This window comes from Caballeronia pedi (assembly GCF_001544915.2).
Classification (GTDB): Bacteria; Pseudomonadota; Gammaproteobacteria; order Burkholderiales; family Burkholderiaceae; genus Caballeronia; species Caballeronia pedi.
Genome location: NZ_FCOE02000006.1, coordinates 295,345 through 310,739 on the forward strand (window position 1 = coordinate 295,345; position 15,395 = coordinate 310,739).

Here is a 15,395-nt window from a genome sequence, read left to right on the forward strand (position 1 = left end):
CTGTGCCCAAACTCGCTCGCCCGTGCCGCGGCCGGCTTGAAGCGTTCCGGAGGGGAAAAGCTGCTTTCTTTGGTTACTTGCACAAAAGGCCATAACACTACCGGCCCACCTCTCCAATCAATTCCCCAATAACGCAATACTCCGCATCCCAACGACGCGCCAACTCCCCGCATCGCCCCACACGCACCAACCCTTCTTCAAAATCCACAACGACGATTTCATCCGCCGATACCGGCGCGTCCGGCCGTTCATTCGTGCGCCCATCGGTCAGCACCCAAAGCCTGCGCCGCTGCGACGGTCTGCGCCTTGCCGCGCGTTCGAGCACCGTCGCCGCGCTCGCCAGTCCTAGCGCGAGCGGCGTGCCGCCGCCACCGGCGATTGGGGCAACCCAGCGCTCATTGAACCAATGCGCTGCGCCCGGTTGCCGGCGAACCTGCGCACGTCCGCCGCCGAAACACACGAGCGCAATTTGGGCACGCTCGCGATAAGCCCGATCGAACAACGCGACGAGCATCCCTTTTGCGCGCGCAAGCCGCTCGCCCGCGAGCATCGAACCGGAGCAATCGAGCAGAAAGCAATGCAGCACCGCGCCTTCGCCCTGCGTACGTCGATAGCGCAAATGTTGAGTATCGAGGCGCGCAGAACGCTTCGCCCGCAATGTCGCCAGCCAGTCGATGGTCCTGCTGCGTTCCCCATCGCGCGCGGCGATGCGGCCTTTCACACGCGCTTCGTTCCATCGAAGGCGATGCCCTGTGTTGAAGGCATCCGCGTCGCGCCCTCGATGGTTCAGGCTTTTTTTGCGGGCAGCGGCCTCACTTGCTTGATCTTCGCGGTTCCGGTCGGCTCCGGCGGCAGATAGCCCCAGTCCGAATCGCCCGAACCTGCATCGCGTTGCACCGATTCACGTGCGGCCGGCTCACGCGCAGGCGCTTCAACCTCTCGCCGACGATGCTTCAGCACCGCATCGGCGACACGCTCGACATGGGCCACGACCACATTCGATGCGCCTTCGAACGCAGCCAGCGCCCGCGCTGCGCGCAACATCACGATGTCCGAGCGCAAACCATCGACATGCGCCTCGATGCAAAGCTCGCTCACGCGCGCGTGAACCGCATCGTCGAACTCGAATGACGGGAGCGCCGCACGCGCCGCATGAATGCGGGCGCTCAGCGACGTCTGCTCGCTTGCATGCCGCGCGCGGAATGCATCGGAATCCGAATCGAAGGCGAGACGCGCCTTCACGATGCGCTGCCGCACGCCCGCATCGAAGCAATTGCTCATCTCAACAGCGAGCCCGAAGCGATCGAGCAATTGCGGACGCAACTCGCCCTCTTCCGGATTCATCGTGCCGATCAGCACGAAACGCGCGTCATGCCGATGCGAAATGCCATCGCGCTCGATGATGTTCACGCCGCTCGCCGCGACGTCGAGCAACTGATCGACGAGCGGATTCGGCAGCAGATTGACCTCGTCGACATACAGCACGCCCAGATGCGCTTTCGCGAGCAAGCCCGGCGAAAACTGCACGCCGCCATCGCGCAACGCGCTTTGAATGTCGAGCGTGCCGATCAGTTGCTCCTCGCTCGCGCCGAGCGGCAAGGTCACGAGCCGCCCTTCAGGCAACAACTCCGCGAGCGCGCGCGCCGCCGTCGACTTGGCTGTGCCGCGCGGCCCGCTGACGAGCACGCCGCCTATCGCGGGATCGACCGCCGCAAGAAGCAAAGCCTGTTGCAACGGCTCCTGACCCACGAGCGCGGTAAAGGGAAAATTGAGTGGATTCAATGTTGTCGGCCTTCGATGCGCTGTTCGATATCGAGCAGATGCCGTTCGACCTGCTCGCGATAATCGGCAGGCTCCTGCCACAAACCGCGCTGCATCGCTTCGAGCAAACGCTCGCAGATCGATTGCAGTGCGTGGGGATTGTGTTGCTTGATGAACGCGCGCGTGTCCTCATCGTTCACATACGCATCGGTGACGAGCGCGTATTGATGATCCGACACGACGCGCGCGGTGGCGTCATAGCCGAACAGATAATCGACGGTCGCGGCAAGCTCGGACGCGCCTTTGTAGCCGTGGCGCTTCACGCCGTCGATCCACTTCGGATTGACGACGCGCGAACGCACCGTGCGAGCGATCTCTTCGTTCAATGTGCGCACGCGCGGCGCGGCGGGATTGCTGTGATCCGCGTTATAGGCTTGTGGCTGCACGCCGGACAGATAACGCACGGCCGCCACCATGCCGCCCTGAAACTGATGATAGTCGTTCGAATCGAGCAGATCGTGTTCGCGGTTGTCCTGATTCTGCAGCACGACATCGAGCGTCGATAACCGCGCGCCAAAACTCGCGCGTGCTTCGACGCCATCGCCGGTTTGCGAATACGCGTAGCCGCCCGTGCTTTGATACGCGGCGGAGAGATCTGCATCGGTCTGCCATTGCTTCGCGTCGATCAGTTCCTGCAGGCCCGCGCCGTATGCGCCGGGCTTCGTGCTGAACACGCGCCAGCCCGCGCGACGCCGCGCTTCCTTCGCATCGATGCCGCGCGCGATGAGTTCGTCGCGCTCGCGCAGGATGCGTGCGCGGATCGGGTTGACGTCGGCGGGCTCGTCGTCGAGTTCGGCGACGGCTTGCACGGCCGCATCGAAGAGATGAATCAGATTCGCGAACGCGTCGCGGAAGAATCCCGACACGCGCAATGTCACGTCGATGCGCGGCCGGTTGAAGATGGCGATCGGCAAAATCTCGAAGTCGGTCACGCGATGACTGCCCGCCGCCCACTTCGGCCGCACGCCGATCAGCGCGAAGGCTTGCGCGATATCGTCGCCGCCCGTGCGCATCGTCGCCGTGCCCCACACGGACAGACCGATCGCGCGCGGAAAATCGCCGTGATCCTGCGCGTGCCGTTCGACCAGCGCATTCGCGGACTTGAGGCCGAGCGACCATGCCGCTTGCGTCGGCAAGGCGCGCGTATCGACGGAATAGAAGTTGCGGCCCGTGGGCAGCACATCGGGCCGTCCGCGCGACGGCGATCCGCTCGGACCCGGCGGCACGAAACGTCCTTCGAGTCCGCGCTTCAGTTGCAAAAGCTCTTGCGGACCGCACGCATCGAGCCGCGCGAGCACGTCGCCACGCAGGCGTTCGAGCACGAGCGATGCATACGGACCGGGCGCGGCGGCATCGTCGTCCGACAGTAGTTGCATCGCGAACCATTCAATGCGCTCGCGCGTGTCGCCATGATGACGCCATGGCGCATCGCTGACTTCGACGAGCGCGCGTGGACGCGGTCCGTCCCACGGCGCGGCCCAGTCGGCATCGAGCGGATCGAAACCGGCGGGCAATTGCAGATCGCGCGCGATCGCCGTGATGAGGCTCGCATTGCCGCCCTGCCCGTCGCCGACAGGAAAGCGGCCGAGCGCGAGCAGCGTGTCGCGACGTTGCACGCCTTGTGGCGACACGCCGAACACATGCAGGCCGTCGCGAATCTGCGCTTCTTTCAGTTCGCAGAGGTAGGCATCAGCGCGCGTGAGCAGCGCATCTTCACCGACGCTATCGCGCGGCGCATCGAGTCCGAGTTCGTCATGCAACCTGTTCTCGACGATGTTCGCAAGAATCGACTTGCGCAACAGTTTCGCTCGGCGCGCATCGACCATCAATGCTTCGTAGTACTCGTCGACCTGACGTTCCAGATCCTGCAATGGCCCGTAGTTTTCGGCACGCGTGAGCGGCGGCATCAGATGATCGATGATCACCGCCTGCGCGCGACGCTTCGCCTGGCTGCCTTCGCCCGGATCGTTCACGATGAACGGATAGAGATGCGGCATCGGTCCGAGAATCGCGTCGGGCCAGCATGACGACGATAGCGCGACGCTCTTGCCCGGCAGCCATTCGAGATTGCCGTGTTTGCCGACATGCACGAGCGCATCCATTTGAAAGCGCAGACGCAGCCAGAAATAGAACGCGAGATACGAATGCGGCGGCACGAGTTCGGCGTCGTGATAGCTTGCGTAATCGTTACGTGCGCGCGAGCGCGAAGGCTGAATGCCGACGAATACTTCGCCGCAGCGATAGCCCGCGATCATGAAGCGGCCGCGTCTGATCGTGGGATCGTCTTCGGGCGCGCCCCAGGTCTTTTCCAGCGCGGCGCGCGCATCGGCGGGCAGTGAGCGATACGCATCGAGATACTCGTCGAGCGAAAGACTCTGCAACGCCGGGCGCAAATCGCGCACGACGGGATCATTGGTCACGCCTTCGGTGAGCGCGGCGATGAGCGCATCGCCATGCACGGGAATCTCGCCCACGCGATAACCTTCGCGCGCGAGCATCGACAGAATGCCGATCGCCGATGCGGGCGTATCGAGACCCACGCCATTGCCGATACGCCCTTCGCTCGCCGGATAGTTCGCAAGCACGAGCGCGATACGTTTGTGTGCGTTCGGCGTATGCCGCAGCCTGCACCATCGGCGGCTCAGTTCGGCCACGAAGCGCACCCGCTCCGCATCGGCCTGATAGCGCACGACATCCACCTGCGTGTGCTTGCAGTAATAGGCGAGCCCCTTGAAGCTCACCGCGCGCGTGATGATGCGGCCGTCGACTTCGGGCAGCGCGACGTGCATCGCGACATCGCGCGAATTCAGGCCGTGATTGTCCTTTTGCCAGTCGTCGCGATTGCCGCCGCTCAGAATGACCTGCAGCACGGGCGCATCGCCCGCGACTTCGAATGCATCGTCTTCGCCGATCACGCTCGTGGCGAACGCCGTCGTATTCAACACGAGCGATGCGCGATGCTCCGCGCACAAACGCTCGACCACTTCACGGCTCACGCTTTCCTTCAGCGACGAAATCGCGATGGGCAGCGGATTCATGCCTTGCTGTTCGAGTGCTTCGATCAGCGCATCGAACACGGCGGTATTGCCCGACTGCAAATGCGCGCGATAAAACAGAATCGCGGTGACCGGCGCGCCTTCGGTCCAGCGCGCCTGCCAGTCCTCGATAGCCGCGATATCGCGTTCGGGATGATAGATCGCGACCGCGGGCAACGGGCTCGGGCGTTGCGGCTCGCGCCCGAAGCCGAATGCGGCATACGCGATCGAACGCAGGAATTCTTCCGCGTTGCGCGCGCCGCCTTCGCGCAGATAGCGCGACAACTCACGGCAGAACGCCGCGTCCGCCGTGCTTTTCGCGGTCAGATTCGGGTCTTCGGTGAGGTCGCCCGAGAACATCGCGAGCATCTGCTTGCGCTCTTTCGCAAGCGCGACGATCCGCTCGATGCCATAAGGCCAGTACGATTCGCCGCCGAGATGATCGACGATGACGACCTTCGCGTGACGCAATACATCGTCGACATAGAAATCGACCGATGCGGGCTGACGCAGAAACGATTGATTCGCGAGCCGCACTTCGGGAAAGCCCGCTTCCAGACGCGGAAATACGCTGGCGAGCAAGGCGAGCGTGGTGTCGGCGGAACTGAGCACGACGATCGGCGCGCGCGTCTGCTCGATGCGCATGACGCCTTGCGCATCGTCGACGAAGCCTCCCGGCGTGGTGCGAAGCAGATGCATCGCGTCAGACCTGCGCCGGCGTGCCCGCGAGCGCGGCATCGAACGCGCGCTGCAATGCATCGCGTTCGAGGTCTTCGCCGATCAGCACGAAACGGCTTCGCGTCTTCGCTTCGCCGGCTTCCCAGCGCCGGTCGAAATAGCTGTCGAAGCGTCGTCCGACGCCCTGCACGACGAGCCGCATCGCAGCGCCCGGCAGCGCCGCGAAGCCCTTCACGCGATAGATCGTGTGATGCTCGACGAGCGCATGCAAGGCGGCAAGCGCCTGTTCGCGCGATTCGATCTCGCCATGCACGACAACCGAATCGAACGCGTCATGATGATGATCGGCGTGGCCTTCATCGTCGGGCGCGCCGTGATGATCATGGCGCAGATGAATGGTCTCTTCCGATGCCGCTTCGAGCCCGAGCAGCGTATGCACATCGAGCTTGCCCATCTGCGCGGGCACGATCTTCACTTCGGGCGGAATCTCCGGACGCACGAGCGCTTCGACCTTTCGCAGCGCGTCGGCATCCATGAGATCGGTCTTGTTGACGATGACGAGATCCGCCGACGCGAGCTGATCCTCGAACAATTCGTGCAGCGGCGATTCGTGATCGAGATTCGGATCGGCCTTGCGTTGCGCATCGACCGCGAGGGGATTCGCCGCGAACTGGCCGCTCGCGGCAGCGGGACCATCGACGACGGTCACGACCGCATCGACGGTAAAGGCGTTCTTGATCGACGGCCAGTTGAACGCCTGCACGAGCGGCTTCGGCAACGCGAGTCCCGACGTTTCGATCAGCACGTGATCGATGCTGTCGCGCCGCTCGACGAGCTGCTCCATCACAGGATAGAACTCTTCCTGCACGGTGCAGCAGAGGCAACCGTTGGCGAGTTCGTACAGATTGCGGTCTTTCGAAGCGGCTTCATCGTCGCAGCCGATGCCGCAGCCCTTGAGGATTTCCCCGTCGATGCCGAGTTCGCCGAACTCGTTGACGATCACCGCGATGCGCTTTCCTTGCGCGTGGGACAGGATATGCCGCATCAGCGTGGTCTTGCCGCTGCCGAGAAAGCCGGTCACGACGGTTACGGGGATCTTGCGGGTTTGCATCGTAGCTCCGTGGCTTTTCAGGTGCGTGCGCTTCGTGTCGCGCGATGCGTGGCAACGCTGCTGGACAAAAAGGAAACGCACGCTTCGATGGATCACGGACCGCGCCGCATCCCCGCGGCAGCGATCCTTCTGAAGTCTGGCCGGTATCCGGGCTGACGACCACGCCGCTTCGCCTTCCCGCGCGTTCACGCGCAGTGGCCTCGAAGCCGGCTCCCCATGCATGCGATGAAAACATCGACCATACAAGGGCATCGCTTACCGTTGCGGGGGCAGCGCAGGTTGACGTCCGTTCGATCGGAGCAATGGAACGCGTCCTGCTTCCCGTTTAACTGCGCGCGAGAGAATCCGCGCGCGAGCACCAAAACTGCGTGAAAGTCTAGGCCCGGCGGCTACGAGCGTCAAGAATGGAAGGGCCGCGCGCGCGACGTGCTGTGTTAATGTTGGGCCGCCTTGAAATGCAACCGCTTCGAATCGACATGAAATCCGTCAGCGCGCGACTCGCGGTAGGAATAGGATGCAGGCGCGGCGCCAGCGCGGATGCGATCGAACACGCCGTGCGGCTGGCGCTCGGGCCGCATTCGCTCGGCGATATCGCGATCGTCGCGAGCATCGATGCGAAGCGCGACGAAGCGGGGTTGCTCGCGTTCTGCGAGCGTCATCGTTTGCCGTTGTGTTTCTATCGCGCCGATGAAATTGCGCGGGCGCCGCGCACTACGACTTCGCAACACGCGGCGAAGCATCTGAACGTGGACGGCGTATGCGAGCCATGCGCGCTGCTCGCGGGCAACGCGCAAACGCTCATCGTGCCAAAGACGATCGGTTGTGGCGTAACCGTCGCGATCGCAGTGGCGCGCGGGTCCTGTGCGGGCGCGGCTTGACGGTCGTGCGCGCGGTTTCCTTGCTGGCGGACGGTTTGGCGACGATGGATATCAGCTTGTCGCGGCAGAGCCAGGCGAGGATCGCCAGCGCCACGAGTTCCAGATATAGGTAGATCGCGTCCATTTCCTTGCTCCCGATTTCGGTGATTGCGTCATTGCCTGATTGCATGATGCACACCGTCTGTTAGCGCAGAATTAACGCGTGGACAGGCCACACCGAGGCCGCTCGCCAAGGTACGATACGGCCGTCTTTCGTCATGCGGGCACAGACCGCCACCCCATTCACCGGAGTTCATGTGAAAACCGATACCGAATCGCATCTGCGCATGACCCAGCGCCGCAAGGAAGGCCACGAAAAGAAACAGGCCGCCGCCGACCACGAGAAAGGCTTGCTGATCGTGAACACCGGCAACGGCAAGGGCAAGACCACCGCCGCCTTCGGTATGGCCGTCCGTGTCCTCGGCCACGGCATGAAGCTCGGCGTCGTGCAGTTCATCAAGGGTGCGTTGCACACATCGGAGCGCGATTTCCTCGGCGCAATCGCACATTGCGATTTCATCACGATGGGCGACGGCTACACCTGGAACACGCAGGACCGCGAAGCCGACATGGCGACCGCGCGCAAAGGCTGGAACGAGGCGCGGCGCATGATCGAAAGCGGCGAGTATCAGATGGTCGTGCTCGACGAACTGAACGCCGTGCTCAAGTATGAATATCTGCCGCTCGACGAAGTGCTCGACGTGCTGAAGGCAAGGCCCGCGATGTTGCATGTCGTCGTGACGGGACGCCATGCACCCGATGCCCTCGTCGAGCTCGCCGATCTCGTCACCGAGATGCGCCTCGTGAAGCATCCGTATCGCGAGCAGGGCGTGAAGGCGCAACGCGGCGTGGAATTCTGAACGCGATGTCCGACTGCCCCGCTCTTTTCATCGGCGCAAGCGCGTCGCATCAAGGCAAGACCACGGTGACGGCCGCGCTCGCGCGCCATCACACGCGACGCGGCCTGAAGGTGCGCGTCTTCAAGACCGGTCCGGATTTTCTCGATCCGATGATCCTCGAACGCGCATGCGGCGCGCCCGTCTATTCGCTGCATCTGTCGATGGTCGGGCTCGACGCGTGCCGCGCATTGCTCGCGCAGGCGGCGCGCGAGGCGGACCTCATTCTCATCGAAGGCGTGATGGGCCTGTTCGACGGCACGCCGAGCAGCGCCGATCTCGCCGCCGCGTTCAAGGTGCCCGTGCTCGCGGTGATCGGCGCGCACGGCATGGCGCAGACGTTCGGCGCCATCGCGTTCGGGCTCGCGCGTTATCGCGCGGACGTACCGTTTCATGGCGTGCTCGCGAATCGCGTCGCGTCGGCGCGTCATGCGCAAATGTTGTCGGAGACGATTCCCGAAGGCTTGCGCTATTGCGGCCATCTGTCGAATGCCGACGATATCGCCTTGCCCGAGCGTCATCTCGGTCTCACGCAGCCCGAAGAAGTCGCGGGCCTCGACGCGCGGCTCGAACGCGCCGCCGACGCCATCGCGCAAACCGCGCTGGCCGATCTGCCGCCGCCGGTTCATTTCGACGATGCCACGCTTCCCGCGCCGCCGCGTCTGCTCGAAGGCCTGCATATCGCGATGGCGCGCGACGCCGCGTTTTCCTTCGTCTATCCGGCAAACGTCGATCTGCTCGTCGCGATGGGTGCGCGCATCAGCACGTTCTCGCCGCTCGCCGACGAACCCGCGCCTGCCGATGCCGACGCGCTCTATCTTCCCGGCGGCTACCCCGAGTTGCATGCCGCCGCGCTCGCTGCGCATTCGCGCACGCGCGCGTCGATCGATGAGCACGTCGTGCAAAATAAACCGGTCGTCGCGGAATGCGGCGGCATGCTATATCTGCTCGACACGCTGACAGATATAGAAGGCACCCGGCACGCGATGCTCGGCGTTCTGCCCGGCGATGCGGCGATGCAACGCAAGCTGTCGCGCCTCGCGATGCAGCGCATCGATACGACGCACGGCCCGATGACTGGCCACACTTTCCATTACTCGACCTTGCAGACGCCGATGCAGCCCACGCTTCAGGCGATGCACGCGACCACCGGCACATCGGGCGAAGCGCTTTATCGACACGGCCCGGTCACGGCCACGTATATGCACGCATACTGGCCGTCGAATCCGGCCGCAGCCGCCGCGCTCTTTCGCGGTGAATCACTATGACGACCACGCCAGACATTCGCACGCCGCTCGACCTCGCATTCACCATCGAACGCGCCAAAACTCAGCAGCCAGTCGGCTCGCCCTGCACCGACGTCTGCAAGCTCGATGCCGATACCGGACTGTGCCTCGGCTGCTTCCGAAGCCGCGGAGAGATCAAGACCTTCCGCGCGATGGATGACGCCGCGAAACTCGCCTTGTTCGACGAACTGCTTGCGCGGCGTGCGGCGATAACGAAATAGGCAACGCGGCCGCTCAGGCCGTGGCCATGCGCCTGACTGCCGGCCGTTCCAGTTCCCGCGCGGCGAGCGCGCCGAACACGAGACCGAGCGCAGCCCAGATCAGCGCCTGCATGCCGATCGCGGCGAGGCGGAAATTCCACAAGAGCGATGCGGAGAATTCGGCAGGAACTTCATCGATGCGCGGCAACGCGACCTGCGCCACCACGATCACGACGATATACGCCGCCGCGCCGATGAGCGTCGCGTTCCAGCCGCCATGCCGCGCCTGCATGCGCCGCTGGAGCCGCACGGCGAACACAGCCGCCGCGATCGAAATCGCCACCATGCCGAAGAAAAGCGCCGTGCGCGGGCCGATGGTCTCGGGATTGCCCACTGCCGGCGGATTCGGCGGGTACTTGAGAAACGGCACGATGGCGACGCTCACGAAACCGAATAACGCCAGCAGTGCCGACGTGCCGCGCGCATGCAGTGCGCCGAGCCGTCCATAAGCGAACGCGAACACGAGCGAAAAAAGACCGCCCAGCGCGGTGCCGAACACCGCAACGCCAGTCAGCAGACCGAGGCCCGCTTGCGTATCGCGTGAGACGAGTTCTTCGTCGCCGTGATCGTGCGAATGTGCGGCGGTGGCCGACGCATCGGCATGTTCATGGTCATGCGGCGCCTGCGCGTGCTCATGCTGCGCCTCGAATGCGATCGCGCGCGCCACGGACGGCTCGCCGAACGCACGCGCGAAACCGAAGCCGATCAGGCCCGCGACTAATCCCGCGATCATGCCGCGTATCAGCAAAGTGCGAATCATGACGGGACCTCAGTGGCACGGAAAGCCGAGCAGATGCCGGCCGTCGTGAACGAATTCGTGGACGTAGGTGCCCGAGAAAATCGACGTCGCGCCCTGCTCGGCCCCGACGAAATAGATTGCGATCAGCAAAATGAGGCCGATGAACACGGCCCAGGGCAGCACTTCGCGCACCGGAATCGGCACGGGTACGTCGAGCGACGGGGAAACCGGAGCGGAAAAGGCCGGCGTGTTGGAAGCATTCATTATGGTTCTCCAGGGAAAAGCGCGTCCCGATTGATGAAGAGCGTGCAGCGGGGTCTGACTCGCGGCACAGCGCCTTTCGACACACGAACCGCATACAGTGGCGCGACCGTGCCGGGTTTGCACCGGCTTCCTCGCACTGCAAGCTTGCCATTCTATGACGATTGACGGCAAAGTAAAACGATCTCATCCCGCCGGTCCCGCTCCCTTGGAACTCATCCTCCTGTGCCACGCCGCCACGCGCGCGATGAAAACCGGCCGCTTTCCCACCGGCGACGAACCCGCCCAGTTCGACGGACGCGCGCTGCTCGCACCATTGCGCGCGTATGGCGACACGCGCGTGATCGCGAGCCCCGCACGCGTGACGCGCGAGACGGCCGGATGGATCGCGGATGCGTTCGAGATCGTGCCCGCGTTCGACGACATCGACTATGGCCGCTGGCGTGGCCTGTCCATCCGCGAGATGGGCGAGCGCGAGCCGGAGCATGTTGCGGCGTGGCTCGCGGACCCGCTTGCGCGCCCGCACGGCGGCGAGAGCGTCGGCATGCTGGCGATGCGCGTTGCGCAGGGCCTCACCTTCATCGACCGCCTGAATGCGCGCGAGCGCTGCATCGTCGTCACGCATGCGATCGTCGTGAAAGTGGCGCTCGCGCATGTGCTCGGCACGCCGCTCGCCTCCGTCTACGGAATGGACCTCGCGCCGCTTTCGTCCACGGTGCTCAAACGCGCGTCGCCCGAAGATGCCTGGACGCTCGTCTGAACTTCGTTCCTTACAAAGCGCTCCAACGAGCAGCGCATCACATGCGCGGCCTTTCCCGAACCGATTCAGGAGACTCAGATGGCGCACTACGTGGATGGATTCGTCGTACCCGTGCCGGCCGACAAGATCGATGCCTATCGCGCGATGGCCGAAGCCGCCGGCAAGATCTGGCTGGAGCACGGCGCGCTGCAGTTCGTGGAGACCCTCGCCGACGACGTGAAACCCGGCAAGGTCACATCGTTTCCGCAGAGCGTGCAGTTGAAGGACGGCGAGACCGTCGTGTTCTCGTATATCGTCTACGCATCGCGCGAGGAGCGCGACCGCGTCAACGCGAAGGTGATGGAAGACCCGCGCCTCAAGTCGATGATGGAATCCGCCGACATGCCGTTCGACCCGCAGCGAATGTTTTTCGGCGGCTTCAAGACGATCGTCGAACTCGGGCGCAGCTGATATTTTTTACTTTTGACCGCTTACGTTGAAGGAAACGCATCGACATGTATATCGCCATGAACCGCTTTAAGATCGTGCCCGGCGCCGAGGCCGATTTCGAACGCCTGTGGACCAGCCGCGACACGCATCTCAAGGATGTGCCGGGATTCGTCGAGTTTCATCTGCTCAAGGGGCCCGTGAAGGACGATCACGTTCTCTATTCGAGCCATACGATCTGGGCGAATCAGGCGGCCTTCGAGGACTGGACGCGCTCGGACGCGTTCCGCGCGGCGCATCGCAATGCCGGCGGCGAGACGCGCCAGCTTTATCTCGGCCACCCGGAGTTCGAAGGATTCGAGGTGATTCAGACCGTCAAATAGGCGATGAAGGCGCGCGTTCCGCACGAGCGCGCGTTTTTATGGCGAGCACGCTCGTTTTACACTCGTGTGAAAAAACGCGCCTCGCGTGATGTTGTTTTGCTTACGCCTTCGCGCCGCGCGCCATGCGCTGCAATGTCGATGAATCGATCGCGGCGGCGCAGATTCGAACCGCTTCTTTCAGCGTGCGCGGCCTGCCTTCGCCGAATTGCGATTCGAGCATGGCCACGGCGCGCACGCGCTCGTCACTTCCAAGCTTCTCGCCGGTGGCAAGCTCCAGTACGGAGATGAAGTAGGCCGCTGGCGGTGAGGCGCTTGTCTGGGAAGCCGCACGGCGGTCCCCGCCCGCGCCTTCGCGCCCGTCTTCGCGCGCGGGAATCCACGGATGCCATTTGCTGTCGTATCGACTTTTCATGGGTTGGTTCACTGGCTCGGTTGCTGTGGCGCATTGCTGCGCCGTTTGTCCGGTGGCGCTTGGCGCCCGTCCATATTTGTAAACCAGCAGCAAGTACCGTTCCAAGCTCGATTGCTTTACGCCGTCCCGCTTTCTTCCGACAAAACCGCCCGCGCGACACAACATGCCGCCAGATCCCACGCCGCGCAGCCAACCGACTTGAACATCACGGGACGCGCGGTATCGACGGTGCTCGACGATGTTGCGAGCGCTTCGGCCAGCGCATGCACCGCGTTCCAGTCGATGCCCGCGAGAATGAAATCGCCGGCTTCGTGCCGCGCGCCCGCGGGATCGTCGACATAAAGCTCGCTCGCATGGACGGTCGCGGCGGCGATCTCGGCGGCGTCGGCGGTGAAGGCGCCCACGCCGATCACGAGGCGGCCCGCGCGCGCAGGCATCGTGTAGACGGGCGTCTTGCTCGTGGTCGCGGCGATGACGACATCGATCGAATCGGGAATCGCGGCTTCGTCCAGCGCAGACGCCGACGCATGCGCCGCGCAAAATTCGCGCGCGCGCCCGGGACGCGAGCCCTGCACACGAATGCGCGCCTCGGGATAAACCGCTGCGAGCGCTTCGACGTGATACGCCGCCTGCTTGCCCGTGCCGATCACGAGCACTTCGCGCGGCGCGTTCGCATGAAGCGCGCGGATCGCGAGCATCGACACCGAAGCGGTGCGGCGACCCGTCACCGTCGGGCCGTCGAGCATGAACTGTGGCACGCCGGTCACGGCATCGTATGCGGTGACCTGACCGTGGATCGTCGGCAGACCGCGCGCGCCATTGCCGGCGCAGACGTTCACGAGCTTGTGCATCGCGAGATCGGCGGCGCTCGCGGGCATCGACAGCATGACGCCGCCCTCGATCGGCACCACCATGCGCTCGGGACTGACGATGCGGCCCGCCGCGTAATCGAGCATCGTCGCGGCGAGCGTGTCCACGAGCCGGTCGTACGGCACGAGGCGCGCGGTTTGGGCTTCGTCGAAACTCTGGATCGTTGCGGTCATCGGATTCGCTCGCTGTGGGCGTTGAATGGAGGCTGGCAATGCCATCGGCATGCCATCGAAGTGCGGGAACATTCTAACGGTGCGCGACATCGGGTTACTACAATGCCCGAATCAGCCGCTGTCATATGACTGCCATCGAATATCGGCATAATCGGCGGTTCCGCGCCGCAACCGGTATCGATCCGGCGGCGGCCCCAGAACGCCCATGGAGCCCTTCATGAACACGACGGACAAGCAGCGCCGTTTTCACGCCGATATCATCGACAGTTACGACGAAGAGTTCGAGATGGAGGTCGACGATCGCTTCCTGGACGGCGAATCGACCTTCTCGGAAGAAGAGCGGCAATTGCGCAAGACCTATTTCCGCGAGCTGTTCCGTCTTCAGGGCGAACTCGTGAAGTTGCAGGACTGGGTCGTGCATACGGGGCATCGGCTCGTCGTGATCTTCGAGGGACGCGACGCCGCTGGCAAGGGCGGCGCGATCAAACGCATCACGCAGCGGCTGAATCCGCGCGTGTGTCGCGTGGCGGCCCTGCCCGCGCCGAACAATCGCGAACGGACGCAGTGGTATTTCCAGCGTTATGTGTCGCACTTGCCGGCGGCCGGCGAAATCGTGCTGTTCGATCGCAGCTGGTATAACCGCGCGGGCGTCGAGCGCGTGATGAACTTCTGTACCGACGCCGAGTATGAGGAATTCTTCCGTTCGGTCCCCGAGTTCGAGAAGATGCTGGTGCGCAGCGGCGTCCAGATCATCAAATACTGGTTCTCGATCACCGACGACGAACAGGAAGTGCGTTTCGAGGCGCGCATCGAGGATCCGCTCAAGCAATGGAAGCTGAGCCCGATGGACCTGGAAAGCCGCCGGCGATGGGAAGCGTACACAGCGGCGAAGGAAGTGATGCTTCAGCGCACGCACATCGCCGAAGCGCCGTGGTGGGTCGTGCAGGCCGTCGACAAGAAGCGTGCGCGACTGAACTGCATTCATCACCTGTTGAGTCAGGTGCCGTATCACGAGGTCGAACATCAGCAGATCGAGTTGCCGGATCGCGTGTTCAACCCCGATTATTTGCGGCAGCCTGTGCCTGATGAGATGTACGTTCCCGAGATCTATTGAGCGTCGATATCGTCGCGGCTTGCGTCAGCAGCAGTTGCTGCAGGGAAGATGCTTCACTGTTGCATTGCTGCGCTGACGTGCCGTTGCAAGACGCAGCGCGAACTGATACGCGTGCTGCGAACCTCTCAGCATGATCACGAACATCACCTGCGCGAGATTGAAGTCGAGCGTGACCATCAGGCGCGTCAACAGTAGCAGTGGCAGCACCACCGCCGGCTGATACAGTTGTCTTGCAATCAAGTCTTTCATCTTC

At 63.6% G+C, this 15,395-nt stretch carries 17 protein-coding genes and 2 riboswitches; of the genes, 8 read left to right on the forward strand and 9 right to left on the reverse strand.

Features of this window, described 5'->3' with window-relative positions; all coding sequences use genetic code 11:
- Window positions 1-97: 97 nt before the first annotated feature.
- The 4 genes from AWB80_RS12365 to cobW form a co-directional block, all read right to left on the reverse strand.
- The gene (locus AWB80_RS12365; protein WP_061174983.1) at window positions 98-667 is read right to left on the reverse strand and encodes a vWA domain-containing protein; all 570 of its coding nucleotides are present in this window, start codon (window positions 665-667) and stop codon (window positions 98-100) included.
- A 119-nt stretch (window positions 668-786) separates the two neighbouring features.
- Complete coding sequence (locus AWB80_RS12370) at window positions 787-1,782, reverse strand: magnesium chelatase ATPase subunit I (protein WP_061174932.1); 996 nt, start codon at window positions 1,780-1,782, stop codon at window positions 787-789.
- Window positions 1,779-5,555 (reverse strand): cobaltochelatase subunit CobN, encoded by a 3,777-nt coding sequence (gene cobN, locus AWB80_RS12375; protein WP_061174984.1) that lies wholly within the window; start codon window positions 5,553-5,555, stop codon window positions 1,779-1,781. The genes AWB80_RS12370 and cobN overlap by 4 nt, the downstream gene beginning before the upstream one ends.
- Window positions 5,556-5,559: 4 nt before the next feature.
- Window positions 5,560-6,645, reverse strand: a complete 1,086-nt coding sequence (gene cobW, locus AWB80_RS12380; protein ID WP_061174985.1) for a cobalamin biosynthesis protein CobW — start codon at window positions 6,643-6,645, stop codon at window positions 5,560-5,562.
- Window positions 6,646-6,766: 121 nt separating this feature from the next.
- Window positions 6,767-7,023: riboswitch (cobalamin riboswitch) on the reverse strand.
- Between the two features lie 98 nt (window positions 7,024-7,121).
- On the opposite strand from cobW, the gene AWB80_RS12385 reads away from it, so the two are divergent.
- The 4 genes from AWB80_RS12385 to AWB80_RS12405 all read left to right on the forward strand — a co-directional run bounded on the left by AWB80_RS12385 (window position 7,122) and on the right by AWB80_RS12405 (window position 9,965).
- The gene (locus tag AWB80_RS12385) at window positions 7,122-7,523 is read left to right on the forward strand and encodes a cobalamin biosynthesis protein (RefSeq protein WP_061174933.1); all 402 of its coding nucleotides are present in this window, start codon (window positions 7,122-7,124) and stop codon (window positions 7,521-7,523) included.
- A 296-nt stretch (window positions 7,524-7,819) separates the two neighbouring features.
- Window positions 7,820-8,422: a cob(I)yrinic acid a,c-diamide adenosyltransferase gene (gene cobO, locus AWB80_RS12395; RefSeq protein ID WP_061174934.1), complete on the forward strand. Its 603-nt coding sequence runs from the start codon at window positions 7,820-7,822 to the stop codon at window positions 8,420-8,422.
- Window positions 8,423-8,427: 5 nt separating this feature from the next.
- Window positions 8,428-9,726 (forward strand): cobyrinic acid a,c-diamide synthase CobB, encoded by a 1,299-nt coding sequence (locus AWB80_RS12400; RefSeq protein ID WP_061174935.1) that lies wholly within the window; start codon window positions 8,428-8,430, stop codon window positions 9,724-9,726.
- Window positions 9,723-9,965, forward strand: a complete 243-nt coding sequence (locus AWB80_RS12405; RefSeq protein WP_087131222.1) for a DUF1289 domain-containing protein — start codon at window positions 9,723-9,725, stop codon at window positions 9,963-9,965. Before AWB80_RS12400 ends, AWB80_RS12405 begins: the two co-directional genes overlap by 4 nt.
- Before the next feature lie 13 nt (window positions 9,966-9,978).
- On the opposite strand, the gene AWB80_RS12410 is transcribed toward AWB80_RS12405, so the two are convergent.
- Window positions 9,979-10,764: a CbtA family protein gene (locus tag AWB80_RS12410; RefSeq protein ID WP_061174936.1), complete on the reverse strand. Its 786-nt coding sequence runs from the start codon at window positions 10,762-10,764 to the stop codon at window positions 9,979-9,981.
- 9 nt (window positions 10,765-10,773) lie between these two features.
- Complete coding sequence (locus AWB80_RS12415; RefSeq protein WP_061174937.1) at window positions 10,774-11,007, reverse strand: CbtB domain-containing protein; 234 nt, start codon at window positions 11,005-11,007, stop codon at window positions 10,774-10,776.
- Between the two features lie 29 nt (window positions 11,008-11,036).
- A riboswitch (cobalamin riboswitch) is annotated at window positions 11,037-11,163 on the reverse strand.
- A 49-nt stretch (window positions 11,164-11,212) separates the two neighbouring features.
- Here AWB80_RS12415 and AWB80_RS12420 point away from each other — a divergent pair.
- From AWB80_RS12420 to hmuQ, 3 genes are all read left to right on the forward strand, one after another.
- Complete coding sequence (locus AWB80_RS12420; protein WP_061174938.1) at window positions 11,213-11,764, forward strand: histidine phosphatase family protein; 552 nt, start codon at window positions 11,213-11,215, stop codon at window positions 11,762-11,764.
- Between the two features lie 78 nt (window positions 11,765-11,842).
- Window positions 11,843-12,214 (forward strand): DUF1428 domain-containing protein, encoded by a 372-nt coding sequence (locus AWB80_RS12425; protein WP_061174939.1) that lies wholly within the window; start codon window positions 11,843-11,845, stop codon window positions 12,212-12,214.
- Window positions 12,215-12,258: 44 nt separating this feature from the next.
- The gene (gene hmuQ, locus AWB80_RS12430) at window positions 12,259-12,573 is read left to right on the forward strand and encodes a heme-degrading protein HmuQ (RefSeq protein ID WP_008353090.1); all 315 of its coding nucleotides are present in this window, start codon (window positions 12,259-12,261) and stop codon (window positions 12,571-12,573) included.
- Between the two features lie 100 nt (window positions 12,574-12,673).
- Here the strand turns inward: hmuQ and AWB80_RS12435 are convergent, their stop codons facing one another.
- Both AWB80_RS12435 and lhpI read right to left on the reverse strand, forming a co-directional pair.
- Window positions 12,674-13,078, reverse strand: a complete 405-nt coding sequence (locus tag AWB80_RS12435) for a hypothetical protein (protein WP_244206483.1) — start codon at window positions 13,076-13,078, stop codon at window positions 12,674-12,676.
- Window positions 13,079-13,101: 23 nt separating this feature from the next.
- Window positions 13,102-14,028, reverse strand: coding sequence for a bifunctional Delta(1)-pyrroline-2-carboxylate/Delta(1)-piperideine-2-carboxylate reductase (gene lhpI, locus AWB80_RS12440; protein ID WP_061174941.1), 927 nt, complete (start codon window positions 14,026-14,028; stop codon window positions 13,102-13,104).
- A 217-nt stretch (window positions 14,029-14,245) separates the two neighbouring features.
- Between lhpI and ppk2 the strand changes: the two genes are divergently transcribed.
- On the forward strand, window positions 14,246-15,142 hold the full coding sequence (gene ppk2 / locus AWB80_RS12445) for a polyphosphate kinase 2 (protein ID WP_061174987.1): 897 nt from the start codon (window positions 14,246-14,248) through the stop codon (window positions 15,140-15,142).
- 24 nt (window positions 15,143-15,166) lie between these two features.
- Here the strand turns inward: ppk2 and AWB80_RS12450 are convergent, their stop codons facing one another.
- Window positions 15,167-15,391 carry a hypothetical protein gene (locus AWB80_RS12450; protein WP_061174942.1) on the reverse strand — a complete coding sequence of 75 codons (225 nt, stop codon included), beginning with the start codon at window positions 15,389-15,391 and terminating at the stop codon, window positions 15,167-15,169.
- Between the last annotated feature and the right edge of the window lie 4 nt (window positions 15,392-15,395).

Excerpts from the sequence above, each read along its gene's own strand:
- hmuQ (WP_008353090.1), top strand. The coding sequence starts at position 12,259 with ATGTATATCGCCATGAACCGCTTTAAGATCGTGCCCGGCGCCGAGGCC.
- AWB80_RS12405 (WP_087131222.1), top strand. The coding sequence starts at position 9,723 with ATGACGACCACGCCAGACATTCGCACGCCGCTCGACCTCGCATTCACC.
- cobN (WP_061174984.1), bottom strand. The coding sequence starts at position 5,555 with ATGCATCTGCTTCGCACCACGCCGGGAGGCTTCGTCGACGATGCGCAA.
- AWB80_RS12415 (WP_061174937.1), bottom strand. The coding sequence starts at position 11,007 with ATGAATGCTTCCAACACGCCGGCCTTTTCCGCTCCGGTTTCCCCGTCG.
- AWB80_RS12410 (WP_061174936.1), bottom strand. The coding sequence starts at position 10,764 with ATGATTCGCACTTTGCTGATACGCGGCATGATCGCGGGATTAGTCGCG.
- AWB80_RS12385 (WP_061174933.1), top strand. The coding sequence starts at position 7,122 with ATGAAATCCGTCAGCGCGCGACTCGCGGTAGGAATAGGATGCAGGCGC.
- AWB80_RS12450 (WP_061174942.1), bottom strand. The coding sequence starts at position 15,391 with ATGAAAGACTTGATTGCAAGACAACTGTATCAGCCGGCGGTGGTGCTG.
- AWB80_RS12425 (WP_061174939.1), top strand. The coding sequence starts at position 11,843 with ATGGCGCACTACGTGGATGGATTCGTCGTACCCGTGCCGGCCGACAAG.
- AWB80_RS12400 (WP_061174935.1), top strand. The coding sequence starts at position 8,428 with ATGTCCGACTGCCCCGCTCTTTTCATCGGCGCAAGCGCGTCGCATCAA.
- ppk2 (WP_061174987.1), top strand. The coding sequence starts at position 14,246 with ATGAACACGACGGACAAGCAGCGCCGTTTTCACGCCGATATCATCGAC.
- lhpI (WP_061174941.1), bottom strand. The coding sequence starts at position 14,028 with ATGACCGCAACGATCCAGAGTTTCGACGAAGCCCAAACCGCGCGCCTC.
- cobW (WP_061174985.1), bottom strand. The coding sequence starts at position 6,645 with ATGCAAACCCGCAAGATCCCCGTAACCGTCGTGACCGGCTTTCTCGGC.